Source organism: Bdellovibrio sp. HCB290 (assembly GCF_047305925.1).
Classification (GTDB): domain Bacteria; phylum Bdellovibrionota; class Bdellovibrionia; order Bdellovibrionales; family Bdellovibrionaceae; genus Bdellovibrio.
This window is the reverse complement of sequence record NZ_CP178620.1, coordinates 1,548,634-1,563,651: the sequence shown is the minus strand read 5'-3', so window position 1 is coordinate 1,563,651 and position 15,018 is coordinate 1,548,634. Positions and strand designations below refer to the sequence as shown.

The 15,018-nt window shown below is 46.0% G+C and carries 17 protein-coding genes; 9 read left to right on the top strand and 8 right to left on the bottom strand.

Features of this window, described 5'->3' with window-relative positions; all coding sequences use genetic code 11:
- Window positions 1–75 precede the first annotated feature (75 nt).
- Window positions 76–450, bottom strand: coding sequence for a hypothetical protein (locus tag ACLVWU_RS07710; protein WP_413578410.1), 375 nt, complete (start codon window positions 448–450; stop codon window positions 76–78).
- A 225-nt stretch (window positions 451–675) separates the two neighbouring features.
- Here ACLVWU_RS07710 and ACLVWU_RS07705 point away from each other — a divergent pair, with 225 nt between their 5' ends.
- The 4 genes from ACLVWU_RS07705 (at window position 676) to ACLVWU_RS07690 (ending at window position 3,729) form a co-directional block, all read left to right on the top strand.
- Window positions 676–1,602, top strand: a complete 927-nt coding sequence (locus tag ACLVWU_RS07705) for a S1 family peptidase (RefSeq protein ID WP_413578409.1) — start codon at window positions 676–678, stop codon at window positions 1,600–1,602.
- Window positions 1,603–1,713: 111 nt separating this feature from the next.
- Window positions 1,714–2,313 carry an LA_2272 family surface repeat-containing protein gene (locus tag ACLVWU_RS07700; RefSeq protein WP_413578408.1) on the top strand — a complete coding sequence of 200 codons (600 nt, stop codon included), beginning with the start codon at window positions 1,714–1,716 and terminating at the stop codon, window positions 2,311–2,313.
- A gap of 1 nt (window position 2,314) precedes the next feature.
- Window positions 2,315–2,629, top strand: a complete 315-nt coding sequence (locus tag ACLVWU_RS07695; RefSeq protein ID WP_413578407.1) for a putative quinol monooxygenase — start codon at window positions 2,315–2,317, stop codon at window positions 2,627–2,629.
- 68 nt (window positions 2,630–2,697) lie between these two features.
- Window positions 2,698–3,729 (top strand): hypothetical protein, encoded by a 1,032-nt coding sequence (locus ACLVWU_RS07690; RefSeq protein ID WP_413578406.1) that lies wholly within the window; start codon window positions 2,698–2,700, stop codon window positions 3,727–3,729.
- 10 nt (window positions 3,730–3,739) lie between these two features.
- Here ACLVWU_RS07690 and ACLVWU_RS07685 read toward each other — a convergent pair whose 3' ends face one another.
- The 5 genes from ACLVWU_RS07685 to pheS form a co-directional block, all read right to left on the bottom strand.
- A complete protein-coding gene (locus tag ACLVWU_RS07685) occupies window positions 3,740–4,504 on the bottom strand; it encodes a YoaK family protein (RefSeq protein WP_413578405.1) in 765 nt (254 codons plus the stop codon).
- 58 nt (window positions 4,505–4,562) lie between these two features.
- Complete coding sequence (locus ACLVWU_RS07680; RefSeq protein WP_413578404.1) at window positions 4,563–5,189, bottom strand: MerR family transcriptional regulator; 627 nt, start codon at window positions 5,187–5,189, stop codon at window positions 4,563–4,565.
- On the bottom strand, window positions 5,158–5,493 hold the full coding sequence (locus tag ACLVWU_RS07675) for an integration host factor subunit alpha (RefSeq protein ID WP_088617065.1): 336 nt from the start codon (window positions 5,491–5,493) through the stop codon (window positions 5,158–5,160). The genes ACLVWU_RS07680 and ACLVWU_RS07675 overlap by 32 nt, the downstream gene beginning before the upstream one ends.
- Window positions 5,494–5,608: 115 nt before the next feature.
- Window positions 5,609–8,047: a phenylalanine--tRNA ligase subunit beta gene (gene pheT / locus ACLVWU_RS07670; protein WP_413578403.1), complete on the bottom strand. Its 2,439-nt coding sequence runs from the start codon at window positions 8,045–8,047 to the stop codon at window positions 5,609–5,611.
- On the bottom strand, window positions 8,044–9,069 hold the full coding sequence (pheS, locus tag ACLVWU_RS07665) for a phenylalanine--tRNA ligase subunit alpha (RefSeq protein ID WP_413578402.1): 1,026 nt from the start codon (window positions 9,067–9,069) through the stop codon (window positions 8,044–8,046). Before pheS ends, pheT begins: the two co-directional genes overlap by 4 nt.
- Window positions 9,070–9,303: 234 nt before the next feature.
- Between pheS and ACLVWU_RS07660 the strand changes: the two genes are divergently transcribed.
- The 3 genes from ACLVWU_RS07660 (at window position 9,304) to ACLVWU_RS07650 (ending at window position 11,753) form a co-directional block, all read left to right on the top strand.
- Complete coding sequence (locus ACLVWU_RS07660) at window positions 9,304–9,915, top strand: hypothetical protein (RefSeq protein ID WP_413578401.1); 612 nt, start codon at window positions 9,304–9,306, stop codon at window positions 9,913–9,915.
- Between the two features lie 207 nt (window positions 9,916–10,122).
- Window positions 10,123–10,998 (top strand): 16S rRNA (guanine(527)-N(7))-methyltransferase RsmG, encoded by an 876-nt coding sequence (locus ACLVWU_RS07655; protein ID WP_413578400.1) that lies wholly within the window; start codon window positions 10,123–10,125, stop codon window positions 10,996–10,998.
- Entirely contained in the window at window positions 10,995–11,753 is a 759-nt protein-coding gene (locus ACLVWU_RS07650) for a TrmH family RNA methyltransferase (protein ID WP_413578399.1), read from the top strand. The genes ACLVWU_RS07655 and ACLVWU_RS07650 overlap by 4 nt, the downstream gene beginning before the upstream one ends.
- Here ACLVWU_RS07650 and ACLVWU_RS07645 read toward each other — a convergent pair whose 3' ends face one another.
- Both ACLVWU_RS07645 and ACLVWU_RS07640 read right to left on the bottom strand, forming a co-directional pair.
- Window positions 11,754–12,134: a hypothetical protein gene (locus ACLVWU_RS07645; protein WP_413578398.1), complete on the bottom strand. Its 381-nt coding sequence runs from the start codon at window positions 12,132–12,134 to the stop codon at window positions 11,754–11,756.
- A gap of 145 nt (window positions 12,135–12,279) precedes the next feature.
- A complete protein-coding gene (locus ACLVWU_RS07640; protein ID WP_413578397.1) occupies window positions 12,280–13,215 on the bottom strand; it encodes a hypothetical protein in 936 nt (311 codons plus the stop codon).
- Between the two features lie 136 nt (window positions 13,216–13,351).
- Between ACLVWU_RS07640 and ACLVWU_RS07635 the strand changes: the two genes are divergently transcribed.
- Window positions 13,352–14,050: a DNA alkylation repair protein gene (locus ACLVWU_RS07635; RefSeq protein WP_413578396.1), complete on the top strand. Its 699-nt coding sequence runs from the start codon at window positions 13,352–13,354 to the stop codon at window positions 14,048–14,050.
- Between the two features lie 153 nt (window positions 14,051–14,203).
- Entirely contained in the window at window positions 14,204–14,956 is a 753-nt protein-coding gene (locus tag ACLVWU_RS07630; protein ID WP_413578395.1) for a hypothetical protein, read from the top strand.
- The last annotated feature ends 62 nt before the right edge of the window (window positions 14,957–15,018 follow it).

Genomic DNA, 15,018 nt, shown 5'->3' with positions numbered 1-15,018 from the left:
TTAAGAAAACGCAACATCTTACAAAAACTAAAAAACCGCAGTCTTTCTGCGGTTTTTTTTGGATGATTTTTTATTTTATGGTTTCAACAAAAATAGTTCTGACTCTTTGGTTTGTTTGTCATGAACTTTGATTTTGATTTCTTTTTTCAGTTTAACTTCATCTTTAAATTTGTAGCCATCAGCAACTGACACCAAATCAAGTTGTTGTTCTAATCCTTTGGCATCCGTAGTGGCAGCAGAAACGGCATAGCGTGATGAGCTTAAACCCTTCACTGTATTTCCGACCAAGGAAACGCGGAACGTTTTGGATTTCATATCGTAATCCACTGCGAACAAACGACCCTTACGTGGAACAATCGTGTTTTCAAAGTAAGGTCCTTCTTCCTGTGCATTCACAATCCCTGCACACAGAATCATGACTGAAAATAAACTGACAATCACTGCTTTCATATGAGTCCTCTCGACAAAATCATTGTTAGGCATCTTGTTTTAGAGAGCAAACCATAATTTTAAAGACATTCCGGAACCTCTCAAACACCGGCTTTTCCAAGACCTTTTGGACCGGGTGTCGAGATATTAGACATAAACCTTGTTCCTTTAGAAATAATTATCGGGGACTGGTAAAACCAGCAAACGGAGCTAAAATACATCCTTTACAAAGGAGCGAATCCTCGCATGAAATTCGCTGGTTTCCTAACCCTACTTGCATCTCTTTTTATTGTCGCCTGCACCCCAGGTGGACTTGAGTCGATGCGCGTGCAGGATGCGAAATTCATCATTGGTGGAAAGATGGTAAAAAAAGATTCGCCCATCGCAAAGAGCACTGTGGGCATCTATGACATCAATACCGCCATGCTTTGTACCGGAATTTTATTGGAAAATAATGTTGTCCTGACTGCTGCGCACTGCCTGAATCCAGACCTTACCGAAACTTTTGTATTCTTCACTACGGATATGGAATCAATCATCGAGAGCTATGATTCCATTCACAAGTCCTCAAAAACCCGTCGCGTTTCAGCCGCAGTCGTACACACAGAGTTTAAGACACCAGAGGAAATCAGAGGAACCTCGAATCCAGCAAATGATATTGCCATCCTAAAGTTCAAGGGCACTGTTCCCAATGGATACAAACCTGCAAATTTTCTTACCTCCCCTAAACTTTTGAAACCGGGGCAAGAAGTCATCGTTGCCGGCTATGGCGTGGATACTGATGAGGTCACTGAATTGGATATCGAGAAAACAGAAGATCTTCAGACGTTGATGGATGAAGGCGTCGCCATTTGTTATTTCGATGACGACACGAAAAAAGAACGTTGTGTCACTGAAGAGTTCTCGGGACTTGCGGTTCTAAAATCCACCAGCGTAAAAATTGGGAGCATTCCCAACCCCTTAGAATACATTGTGTTGCAGGACAAAACTCATGGCCCTTGCACTGGGGATTCCGGCGGACCGGCATTCATCAAATCCGGCTCCAAGTATTTTGTTTGGGGTATCACCAGCCGCGGAGACATTGGTTGCTCCACTCGCACTTACTACACAAATATCCTCGCTTATAAAACGTGGATCGTGGAAAACAGTGCTCGCCTGATCCCCTACAAGTAACATTCTCCAGCGCTCCGGCAGATTCCATGTGTCTTGAAATAAAAATCCACCTTAGTCGGGATCTCATGCAGATTGTTTGCTGACCGCCGATGGATGTTTTTATCATGAGTTATGAAAATAAAATTACTACTTCCCCTAATCATTTCCCTGACTTTGATCACTTCACAAAGTTTTGCTGCGTTCACCCCGCTATCTGTGGCGATCGTTCCGCCGATTCAGTTCCCGCCTGAAGACTTTTCCATCACTGGTCTGCGCCTAAGTGCCCTGTGGGGACAGCATCGCGATGTCTATGGAGTCGACTTGGGCTTAATCGGAAATATCACCGATCAGGATTTTGTCGGTATCGGCGTCTCAGGGGTTTTCAATGCCACTTACGGCAACACTCGCATCATCGGTTTGCAGTTGGCTGGTATGGGAAATTACAATCAACAAAAAACTTCCGTCGTCGGTTTGCAAGCGGCACTTATGACCAACTATAACGTTGCGGAAAGCAGTGTCTATGGTGTGCAGCTTTCTCTGGCAAACATCAGTGCTCATACGGACATCTATGGCCTGCAACTGGGACTTTATAACCGCGCTAAATCCGTCTATGGATTCCAAATTGGTTTAATCAACGTCACAGACAACTTGCACGGTTTGCAAATTGGTCTGGTGAATATGAATAACACGGGGCCATTTAAAATCTCCCCAATCCTAAACGTGGGGTTCTAATATGTCAGTCGCGCGCATCAATAAATTCATCGCGAAAAATAATTCAACTGATGAGCTGCGCGCGTTCCTTTCTGAAGTTTGCACCCATATTCGCAAATGTCCTGGCAACCTTTCCGCCGAGCTTGTGCAAAGTCAGGAAAACACCTCCGAGTTCCTGGTGATCGAACGCTGGACCACCAAGGAAGCCCATCAAAGTTCTGCAAATGAAATTCCCGCCGAGCAGCTGCAGAGAGCATCCGCTTTACTTGCAGACAAACCAACGGGCACCTACTTCAACGATTTCAGCCTGGAACTTTCCGAGCAGGACTACTTCTAACCTTCCCCAAGGTCCTGCTCTCGCATTTCTCGAATCATTCTGCATGGGTTCTGGTAGCATTATTATATATGAAAATGCTGGTCGTTCTGATTGCCTTAGTTCCCCAAATTTCCTTCGCCAAAGTCTCTTTTGGAAAACACGAAAATAAGGTCATGGCCTATGGCGATTGCAATGATGTCAAAGAAGTCATTCCAACTTTGTCTCAGTGGACTATCAGTAGCCAAGCCGGCAAGGGTTGTGAGAACTTATCACCCACTCGACAATTTGATGATGTTTGCTCCTATGACGTCACCACTTGCGTTCCTGAACACGTCGTTAAGTATCAGGATGCGAATCCCAATTCGCACGGGCCCAATTGCTGGAATCTTTCCCTGGTGATGAAAGGTATTCTTCCGCATCTGCGCTACACTAATCCGGAAGAGATGGCTTTTTATATGGCTCCGCCCTTGTGTCGACAACTCAAAGACGGCGAAGCTCGTCAGGCTGGTGACATCGGTGCCATCCGCAATGTTAACAAAGGAACAACATCCGAATCCCATGGATTCATCTATATCTCCGAGAAGTTGAGCTATTCAAAAAATGGCGCCGACAAAAGATCTCCCTACGCGCTTCAATCACTTGATACTGTTTTAAAAATCTATGGGGTCCCCAAGGACAGCGAATGTCGAAAAAACGAAATCACTGGCACAAACTGCAAAGCAGCGGTTTCCTATTTCCGCTGCCAATCATTGGATAGCTACATGGAATCCCATAAGGAAATCCCAGAAAAGGCCAAAAAGTTCTTCGCTGAAGCAAAAAAGGCTGAAGGCTGCGTATCTGAGCAGACCATGGGTGGCAAAGCTTTAAGTGCCGAGGCTATTCAAAATATCACTGACGCAGCACTGTCCTTAACGATTTTTGCCAATCAGTTAAAGCAGGATCCTGAATTCACAAAGCTACCCAAAGACGAACAAAGCTTTATCGCTAAAGCCCTGGTTTACCGACTCCATGGAGTCTCGAACCAGTTGTACCTGAACGAAGAAAAGTTCCTTGGCGACAGCACGAACTTACTGACCCGATCCTTCGCAGAAAAAATAAATGCCAATGAGGCCACTCGGTAACTTTCGGCCTCTAAGAGTGTTTTTTGCGTGGGTTGATGATTTGGAAGTAAATCATCGATACCAATAAGATCCCGGAGGTAAATGCCGGGATTAAAAATCCCCAGTATTTCGCAACTGGAAATACAAATCCTCCGACCACTGACCCCAGAACAAACATGAAAATAATCCCGAGACGCATGAAAGTGGCTTTTTGTTCATTCTCAAGAAGTTCGTGGTGCTCTTTTAAAAGAATGTTTTTGTTAAACAGGCGAACCAGACCAATTCCCAAATCGGTGGTAATCCCTGTCAGATGAGTCGTGCGAACCACTGATCTGGAAACACTGGTAATAGTTCCATTCTGAATACCGCAGGTAAAACACAACAGGATCAACAACAGGTATCCCAATCGGTCATCTTCCAGAGGAATTCCAAACTCGCCAAACCACCCCAACCAACCACCGACAGTCGCCAATAAGGTCAGAATAAAAATCACCGCATATGCCAGATAGTATCTGGGCTTTTTATGAAGCTTCAAACGAATGTCCACCAGATACCCGCTGACCATCGCTCCAAACAAGAAAAACAACGGCACAACCAGCATCCCCCACGCTTGGCCCCGATTGCGCAGGCTGTATTCATAACCGAAGAACGTCGCAAACCCCGTAACGTGGGAAACAAAGCGATGGCAGGCCATAAAGCCGCCCATATTAAGTACGCCCGCCTGGAACGCCATCAGCATCCAGATCGTGATATTACTGCGAGTATAGTGAGAGATGGATTCGTTACCGTAAAGCATGTTGCCCGCGTGCCTTCGAGATAAAAAAAGGGCTTCGTTTCCGAAGCCCTTTGAGGTTTTACATAAACATTCCGCGAAGTTTGCGGATATCCGTCAACAAGCCCTCGACCATTTCATTTACGTTGTCGAGTTTGTGATAGACCTGACTCATGTCTTTTTCTTTGCGCACATGAGCTTTCAATTCCTTCATCGCATTTCTAGCACCTTCGATCGAGAAACGATCACGATGTAAAAGTTTGCGAATCAGAAGAGCGTTCTCAACATCCTTGCGCGTGTACATACGCTGATTGTTGGAAGCCTTTTTTGGTTTTAGAACATCAAACTCAGTTTCCCAGTAACGAAGAACGTATTGTTTGATTCCCAAAATTTCAGCCACATCGCCGATTTTAAAAGCCATTTTATTCGGGATTGCCTTGATCTCATCCATCAGCTTTTCATCACAAAGCATGGCAGGGATTGAGATTTGCTGAGCTTGAACCGTCTCTGGATTAACTCCAGCAGATTCAGCCTCCACGAATTCCAGATGTTGATCACCCAAAGAAAGCTCAGAGCTATCAAAGCTCATTTGCCCATCAATGGATTGCTGATCAACGATCGGAGTCATCGGATACTCGGTGCGCTCGCTGGTTGCTGTCGCCGTATCCGCTTCAGGACTATTCATCGTCGCCGTAGTCATCATCGTCATCGTCATCATCCTTGAGATGTTCGTACTCTTCACCGTTCAACATTGCCTTCAGCACTTGCGAAGGACGGAATGTCAGAACACGACGAGCAGAGATTTTGATTTGTTCGCCCGTTTGTGGATTGCGCCCGATACGCTCATTTTTTCCACGCACGACAAAATTTCCAAATCCAGAAATCTTAACTTTATCGCCATTTTGCAAAACGTGCTTCAAGGTATCAAAGCACAGTTCAACCAGCTCAGACGCTTCTTTTTTAGAGAAACCGATCTTCTGGTAGACGTTTTCGACGATATCGGCCTTCGTCACAGTTGATTTACCCAAGTTTTGGCCAGCCATTGTGATCCTTCACTTTTCCTACCCCGATCAATATCGAGGGATTAATTAACTAAAGCGTAACAAGCATCTGAAAACAATCAACAATTTATCTCACGGAAAGGTCAAAATTCTTTTTCAAAGACTCTAGAACCTTGGTTGTCACTCCGGAGATCTGCTCTTCTTGCAGCGTGCCATTCTTATCCTGCAGCCACAAACGGATGGCCACGGACTTCTTACCCGCTTCCATCTTGTCGCCTTCGTACAAGTCAAACACATCCACGTTCACAAGTAAGGCACCCGCAGCTTTACGGATGTCTTTCAGAACATCGCCCACCTTCAATGCTTTTGGCATTACAAAGGCAAAGTCACGCTCGACCACCTGGAACTTGGAAACACTTTGGATACGGAATGGACGAGGCTGACCTTTGTACAATTGATCAAGATCGAACTCACCCACTGCCGCTGGAACACGGATTTTCGCATCATCCAACAAAACTGGATGAAGAGTCCCGATGAAGCCAACTTTTTTACCTTCTACAAGCAACTGAGCATATTGGCCCGAGTGCATGAAAGCTGGAACCTCAGCTTTATTAGCTGGAGTCACCCACGTGTAAGAAGAGATATTCAAAGATTTCAACAAAGTCTCTACAGACGCTTTCAACTCAAACACGATTGGATAATCCAGGGATTTATTCCAAAGGTTTTCATTGCGGCCCCATAAAGCGAAGCCCAAACGTGGATTTTCGCCGTAAGAACCATCGTCACCCGTAAAGAACGTGCTGCCGATCTCAAACAAACGCCCCATCATGTTGCCATAGTGGAAATTCGTCGTCAGATTTCTGAACAGACCAAAGGTTAAAGAAGATCTCATCACGTCCATCTCTTCATTCAGAGGGTTCATGATACGGATTTCTTTCGCTGTGGCGTTCAAGCCGGCTGCCTTCATTGTGGAGACATCACCCAAGAAAGATTTCTCAGCTTTAGAACCAACAAAGGCAAAGTTGAATGCCTGCTGGAAGCCATCAGCGCGAACCAGTTCGCTCACTGATTTATTCAGCAAGAAACCTTTGTCGTGATGAGCCGGAGGGTTTGTGAACACCGGCAACGCTTCAGGGATATGATCATAACCATTCAAGCGTGCGTATTCCTCAACCAGATCCATATCCTGCTCAAGATCGAAACGGAAAGTAGGTGGCAATACCTTGAAAGTCTCGCCACTCTTTTCAATTCCGCAGCCCAGGCGCTTCATGTAATCCACGAACTGAGCTTCAACAGCCTCATAACCCAAACGATCCGACACTGTTTTTACAGTGATAGAAATTGGATTTTTCTTAACCGGATTTGGATAGAAATCATGGTGATCAGCGTATGCTTCGCCACCTGCCACTTCCAAAATCAAAGCAGTTGCACGGTTCAAACCACGCAAAGCCCCGTCTGGATCCACCCCGCGGGAAAAGCGGTAAGCAGAATCAGAATCCACACCATGAGTACGTGAAGTTTTACGCGCACTCATCGGAATAAAGTAAGCAGATTCCAGAAAGATTTCAGTTGTTGCGTCAGTAACTCCGGAATTCTTACCACCAATGACACCCGCCAAACACATTGGATGAGAGGCATCACGGATTGTCAGTTCTTCACCAGTCAAAGTCTTTTCTGAGCCATCCAAAGTGATGAATTTTTCGCCAGCAGTCGCACGGTCCACGACCACTTTTTTACCACCGATGAATTTCGCGTCAAACGCATGAAGGGGCTGACCCAATTCCATCATTACGAAATTTGTCACGTCGACGATGTTGTTAATTGAATTCATTCCCACTGATTCCAGACGGTGTTTCAACCATGCTGGGGAAGGACCCACTTTTACACCCTTGATCACACGTGCTGTATAGCGCGGGCAAAGATCAAAAGCTTTTACTTCCAAAGCGATCTCTTTTTTAGAGGAAGCAGAACCCAATTTTGGTTCAGCCTTTGGAGTTTTTAATTCTTTAGAAAGCAAGCAAGCCACTTCACGAGCCAGACCGAAATGACTTAAGCAGTCTGCACGGTTCGGAGTTACTTTTAGTTCAAAAGTAATGTCGTCGTAACCACCGTACTCTGCATAGGACTTACCAATCGGAGCATCCGCTGGCAGAATTTCGATACCGTCAGATTCCTTCGCCAAGCCCAACTCTTTCAAAGAGCAAAGCATGCCGGCAGAATCCACACTGCGAACCGCAGATTTCTTGATGGCGAAATTACCTGGCAAAACAGCGCCCGGCAAAGCCACGATCACGCGGTCACCCGCTTTGTGATTTTGTGCTCCGCACACGATCTGGTGAACCACATCGCCCGTAGAAACGCGGCACACAGAAAGCTTGTCAGCGTTCGGATGTTTGTCTTTTTCAAGGATATGACCAATGACCACGTGATTGAAGTCTTTGGCAAGATTCGTGATCTCCTCAACCTCAAGTCCCGCGCGAGTCAAAGTCTCTGCAAGTTCTTCCGGCTTAGAAAAGAACTCTTTCACATCCACATATTCTTGGAGCCATTTTAGACTGATTTTCATTTTACAAACTGCCTTAAGAAACGAACGTCATTTTCAGGGAACAAACGAATGTCTTCGATGCCGTATTTGATGATAGCCATACGCTCAACACCAAATCCGAATGCGAAACCTTGATATTTTGGATACTCAATTTTCGCCATTTGGAAAACTTTTGGATTTACCAGTCCGCAACCACCGATCTCGATCCAACCTGTTTGTTTACACAGACTGCAGCCTTTGCCCTTACAAATTGGGCACGAGCAATCCACTTCCGCAGAAGGTTCTGTGAATGGAAAAAAGCTGGGACGGAAACGGGTTTTCAAACCTGGACCGAAATATTCACGAACAAAGAAACTGATCGTGCCTTTAAGATCCGCCATGGACACTTTTTCATCCACACACAAAGCTTCGATTTGATGGAAGTTTGGCAAATGCGAAATATCACTGTCGCAACGGAACACTGGGCCTGTACCAATCACGCGCAGTGGAAGCTTTTCAGTCTCCATCGTGTGAATTTGAATTGGCGATGTGTGCGTTCGTAACACGTGTGTTTTATCGATGAAGAAAGTATCTTGCATATCACGAGCTGGGTGATCCGCAGGAATATTCAAAGCTTCAAAATTGTAGTAATCTTTTTCGATCACAGGACCTGTGCGCACAGAATAACCCAGGCGCGACATGATCGTGAAAATCTCCTCGATCACCATGTTCACCGGATGCTGTGAGCCTTTTGCGCGCGAAGCACTTGGCAAAGTAAGATCCAGCTCTTCAGCCGCCATCTTTGTTCCGATCTCAGATTTTTTGAGTGCCTCTTCCGCTTCGTTGTAAGCCGCTTCAAGAACTGCTTTCACTTCATTGACCTTTTTACCGAAAAGAGGTTTTTCCTCTTTAGGCAAAGAAGCCATTTCTTTCATGATTTCTGTGAGTGAACCGCTCTTCCCGAGGTATTGAACCTTCAGATCGTAGAGTTCCTTAGAGCCGGGCGCCGCTTTGAAGGCCGCCAGTGCCGCTTCTTTGATGGAATCGAGTTTGGACGTTGTCATAGAGATCAGTTATCCCGCTAAAAGCCCCTATTTTCAAGGATTTGGCCTGCTTAGCCCACGGCAGCAAGGCGAACATGCTTTCGTTTTAAGCAAAAGCCCCCTCATAGACCCATAAAGTTGCCGTCTCAGGATGAGATTGTCCCTGCAAAAATCAACATTTGTACCATGAGAAACAGGTCCAGAACCGTTCAGTCACACTCTATCGCCGCCGATATATTCCCTATGGGAGTCGTTATGAAATACTTGCTTTTAGCTCTGGCAATCCTGACATATTCACACCAAAGCTTTGCTCAGTTGGATTCGGACATCGAAGCCGAAATGTCCATGGGCATGTCTGAGGAAGCAAAAATCGATGCTCAAGAACAGAAGAAGTTCCTAGAGCGCGAAAAAGTTCGCCGCGAACAAATGCGCCAACAAGCCGTGAAAACTGCGAGTGAAGCAAAAAACCTGGAAGCAGCCGCTTCCCGCGAAGCCCAAATGACCCGCGTGGAAAAAGAACGCCTGACAGTTCAGGTGAAAGAATACCAACGCCAAATCAAAATGAACGAAGAACGCAAAGCCAAAGCCCAAAAGGAAATCGCCTACCAAAAGGCCGAAGCTGAGCGCTATAAGAAGTTTGCGCAAGAGTACAAAGACAAGCGTGATGCAACCAACAAGGAAATCGAACGCCTGAACGAAGATGGTCGCAATATCGCCAAGTGGACTCAGGAAGCGAAACTGGAAGCGGCCCGCAGCCAACGTGATGCGGCCTATGCCGCTGCCAAGGCCAAACAGCAAGAGGCCTATAACGAAAGAGCCCGCCAAAACGGCAACCGCGTTCATCGCAGCATCAGTTCCGAGAGATAGTTCAATCTGAATACAGACATCCCAAGGGCAGCCGAAAGCTGCCCTTTTTTATTCCCAAACTTCCAGCCCTTTAGTGTCTAAAATCCCGACGATTCCCCCTTGGCCCGGGGGCTTTTTACAGGGCCCTTGACCATGGACTCCGCTTTTAAGAAAGAAATCAGCTAAACCCTTCTATCTTCACGCAAAAACGGCTATAACACCCCTTCCATGGCACATAAAAATAAAACGAATTACAGCCCCTATAAAGCCCGTCAAGAAGCCCGCGCGCAAGCGATGGGTGCCAAGTTCGCCGCGGCTCAACCCAGCGAACAAAAGGGCCGCCATAAAAAACCAGAATCCATTTTTGAATTGAATGAAGCCAATGATCGTCTGGCTGATATTTTCCGCAATCATGATTTCAATTTGGTCAGCCATCAACAACGCCAGCAATTGGCGCATTTCTATCGCCTGTTGATGCTGAATCAGGAAAAAGAAAACTTCACCCGTCTTCTGAAACTGAAAGATATCGCAATCAAGCATTTCATCGACTCTATCATCATCATGAAGCACACCAAACTTCAGTTCCCGCTTTTGGATGTGGGCACAGGACCGGGCTTCCCGGGAATTCCATTGAAAATCATGTACCCGAATGAACAAATTCTTTTGGGCGAGGGCGTGCAACGTCGTGTGGACTTCTTAAAACACGTGCGCACAGAAATGAATCTTCCGAAACTCGACATTCTGGGCCGTAACATCAATAAGCACTGCGTATATCCTGTGAATGGTGCGATCACCCGCGCAGTGGAAGACATCGGCAACACTCTGGGAAATGTCATCAATTGCCTGAACATCGGTGGCCGCGTTTATTTCATGAAGGGTCCTGGCGTTGATCCTGAAATTAAAATGGCCAAAGAAAACTGGTCTGAGTTCTTCAAGCTTGTAGAAGACACTGCTTACTCTTTGCCTCACACACCTCACGACCGCCGCATGGTGGTCTACGAGAAAATCAAGCACATGGATTTGCCGGATTACGATGAAGGCGAAGAAATGCTTTTTGAAGAGCTTACCCCTGAAGAAAAAAGACGCTGGGCGGTTTACAAATGATCGAGATCTCATCAAAAACCAATGATCACTTTCGCCGCTGGATTGATCTGGCTTCTTCCCGTGGAATCAAAAAACACGGCGAGTTTATTTTGATGGGCGAAAAACTCATTCAGGAGTTTTTGCAAAATCCCAATTTTAAAATCAAAGCCGAAATCGTACACGAAGACCTGAAATCCGTGACTCTGACTCACCCGATTTCAAAAACTCAGCGCATTCCTATATTCAAACTGCCGAAGGCCCTTTTCAACGAAGTGGATGTCGTCGGCACTCACTATAATCTTTTGGTGCTTGAACCAAAACAGATCGAACCCATGAATGCGTCAGCAAAAGTCGAAGGTCTGGAAGTCATCGCCCCATTGGGAGATCCTTCTAATTTGGGAGCTTTGGCCCGTTCTGCTGTGGCTTTTAAAGTCAGCAAAATCATTCTGACTGAGGAGAGTTCTTCCCCTTACCATCCAAAAGCAATCAAAGCTTCTGCGGGTGCACTTCTAAAATTGCCATTGTTCAAAACCGGTAAGTTTTTGGAATACGTTCAGGCAAATAGCGACATTTATGCTTTAGATATGAAGGGCGAGAATGTTGCAAAGTTCAATTGGCCCAAGAACCTGCGCCTGGTGATTGGCGAAGAAGGTCCTGGTTTTAGCGGTATTAAGGGATTAAATCGTCTGTCTGTTCCCACTGATGGCGTCGAGTCTCTCAACGCCACCGTAGCGGCTTCTATTGCGCTATTTAGCTACGCTCAGAAGCATTCTTAATTAGCCATGACCTGGGTTGCTGCCGTGACCACGATGTCCGCCGCCATGACCGCTGCCTGGGTTACCGCATCTGTAGTCACCATGTGGGCCCCATTTGCAGTTTTGTTTGCGATTGCAAGCGATACCACAATAATAGAATCCTTTTTTCCAACCGCCCCAACAATACTTTCTGGAGCGAGTGTAGTCTTCAGGACATGCTTTGCCCACGGGCTTGCATGAACTTGGTGGATTCACTTGATCTCCAATGTCCGGTGTACATTTAACCGCTAGCGGTTTCACTACGAATGAACCATCTGCTGCATATTGCAAAGTTCCTTCATACGCCTGCGCTGAAGCCGCAAAAATCGTAAGCGAAAGGATTAGCATTGATAGCAATTTCATTTATTCCCCTTTGTTAAGTTTGAAAGTACTAAACTTAAAGTTCAAGCAACTACTTTTGTCACCAAAGAATTTGGAAATGATTGGTCGCAAAAAAAAGGCCCCCTCGAGAGGGAGCCTTTGAAATTCAAAAATTGAATTCGACAAACTAGTCGTGGAAACCATCGTGGCCATAGCCACCGTTACCATCGTTCGCGTTGCGAGATCTTTCGCAAACATAACCACAACGGTAGATGCCTTTTTTGAAGCCACCCCAGCAGTATTTGTGCATGCGCTTGTAACCTTCGCCGCAGTTTTTACCATCAGTTGGACGACAAACAGTCCATTGCTCATTGTCACCAGCTGAAGGACCTTGGTCTTCACAAACTACTTTTGCAGTTTTGAATTCAACTGCGCCGTCTTGTTGAAGGTTCAAGATACCAGAGATTTCGCCAGCAAATGGTTGAGGGCCAGAACCCGCTCTTGGACGAGAGCATCTCCACTCACCGCTGTGATCCCAACCACATTGTTCTTTTGGCTTACAAGAGATACCGCATTTCTGGAAACCTTTTTTCCAACCGCCCCAGCAAAGCTTCGCGAATTGATCGTAACCAGCAGGGCAAGATTTACCTTCAGGCTTACAGTAGTTACCGTTAGCAACCGGTGTAGCTGGGCAAACGCCACCTTTTAGAGGTTGGATTTGCGCGCCTTCAAGTGTCGGAACCAAAGCACCTTCGAATGCCACAGTTGTCATTTCGCCAACAAGTGGTTGAGGGCCAGAACCCGCTCTTGGACGACTGCATTGGTAGTTACCGCTGTGATTCCAGCTGCATTGTTCTTGTGGCTTACAAGAGATTCCGCACTTCTCGAAACCTTTTTTCCAACCGCCCCAGCATAGCTTCGCGAATTGATCGTAGCCAGTTGGGCAAGAGTTGCCTGCAGGTTTACAGTAGCCACCGTTCGCAACCGGTGTAGTTGAACAAACGCCACCTTTTAGAGGTTGGATTTGTGCACCTTCAAGTGTTTGTACCAAAGCACCTTCAAATGCCATTGCCGTAGAGCCAACAAAGCCCAAAGACAAAAGAATCATCAAAAACTTTTTCATTTTGTTCTCCTGTTATTTTTATTGAATTGTGAAACGTTATCGGGCGCATCCTAGTGAAGACCACTGAACTACGCAAGGATTGTTGACTATCAAAATACTATCGACGCAGGAGATAATCGTATAGAATAACGGAATCATGACAATTCACTCACACATTTCGAAATTGCAAAGCAAATCGAGAGCAGAAATTCTGCAAAGATTCTTTAAAACCGGCCCTGGTGAATACGCTGAAGGCGATGTGTTTTTAGGACTCACAGTGGGACAAAGCCGATCCATTGCCAAGAATTTCAAGGATTTACCTTACAGTGATTTGAAAATACTCTTGAACTCCAAGATCCACGAGGAACGCCTTATTTCCTTAATTATTCTGTCACAGCGTTACCGCAAGGCAGATGAGAATGAGCGGAAAAAGATATTCACCTTCTTGATTAAGAATCGACAAGGAATCAACAACTGGGATCTGGTGGACACCATTGCCCCTGCGGTTTTAGGACCTTACCTCTTTGAGAAAGACCGCACTGTACTCTTTAAGTATGCAAAGTCCAAAAATCTTTGGGAGCGCCGGATTGCGATCATCTCCACATTTTATTTTTTGCGACAAAACGACTATCAGGACACGCTGAAGATCGCAGAGCTACTTCTGAAAGACGAACACGATCTTATCCATAAAGCGGTGGGCTGGATGTTGCGCGAAGTGGGCAAGCGCGATGAGAAAACCGAAAAGAAGTTCCTAAACAAACACGCCGCAATAATGCCACGAACCATGCTTCGTTATGCGATTGAAAAATTCCCCGAGAAAGAACGTCAGCGCTATATGAAAATAAAGAAGGCCTAATTTCACAATCCCTCACATCCACGGAAACCGCTCCTACTGCGACTTCCCCGACTATCGTACAAATTTTAGACTCTTCTCGAAGACATTCCTTCTAAGCCTTAGACAGTTTTCAAAACAGTAAAGGTTTTCCGGGACATGACCGATCATCTTGTCATGGCAAGATTCATTATAAAAAACCTACTTTTTATTTTGATCTCGGGATTTCTGGTTACTGCTTGCGGAAACAATTCCTCACTCAGCTCCAGTCAACTTTCCAGCACGACCGGCGACGACTCAGCAGCCGGAATTGAGACCCCTGATCCAACACCAACCCCTGCTCCATCAGTGGAGCCATCACCGTCGCCGACGCCACCATCCGTATCTGGACTGGCTGTTGCACCCATCTGGGAAGCGGCAAAAACTGATGGCAAACTATGGACTGCGCACGTAATGACCCAACTTGAGGTTATTGGAGAAGACCTTATTGATGTGATCCCGGCTGACGGCACAACTTTCTGTCCCAAATACAACAGCCTGACTCGTGATCAGCGCAAAAATTTCTGGGTCTATTTGATTTCCCAGATGACAAAGTATGAATCGAATTTTTCGACGACTATGAATTACACAGAGAACTTTAACGACAGCTCCGGCAACAACGTTATCAGCGCAGGCCTTTTGCAACTTTCTGTTGAAAGCGGCAACGCTTACGGCTGCGGACTGAAAAAGACGACGGACCTGCATGATCCATATAAAAACTTAAGCTGCGGTATTCGCATCTTAAACAGATGGATGGGTCGTGACGCTCGAATCGCAGGCAATGTCGGTGGTTGGAAAGGTGGAGCCCGCTACTGGGCGGTGTTAAGATCCACTAATTCTCCCTATGCGAAAATCGTGGCCGCGACCAAAGCGATCTCAATTTGCAAGTAACCATTCCCCGGCAACTCATTCCCTGAGACGCCCCTTTTTAAACAAAACCCCATCTGAACAAG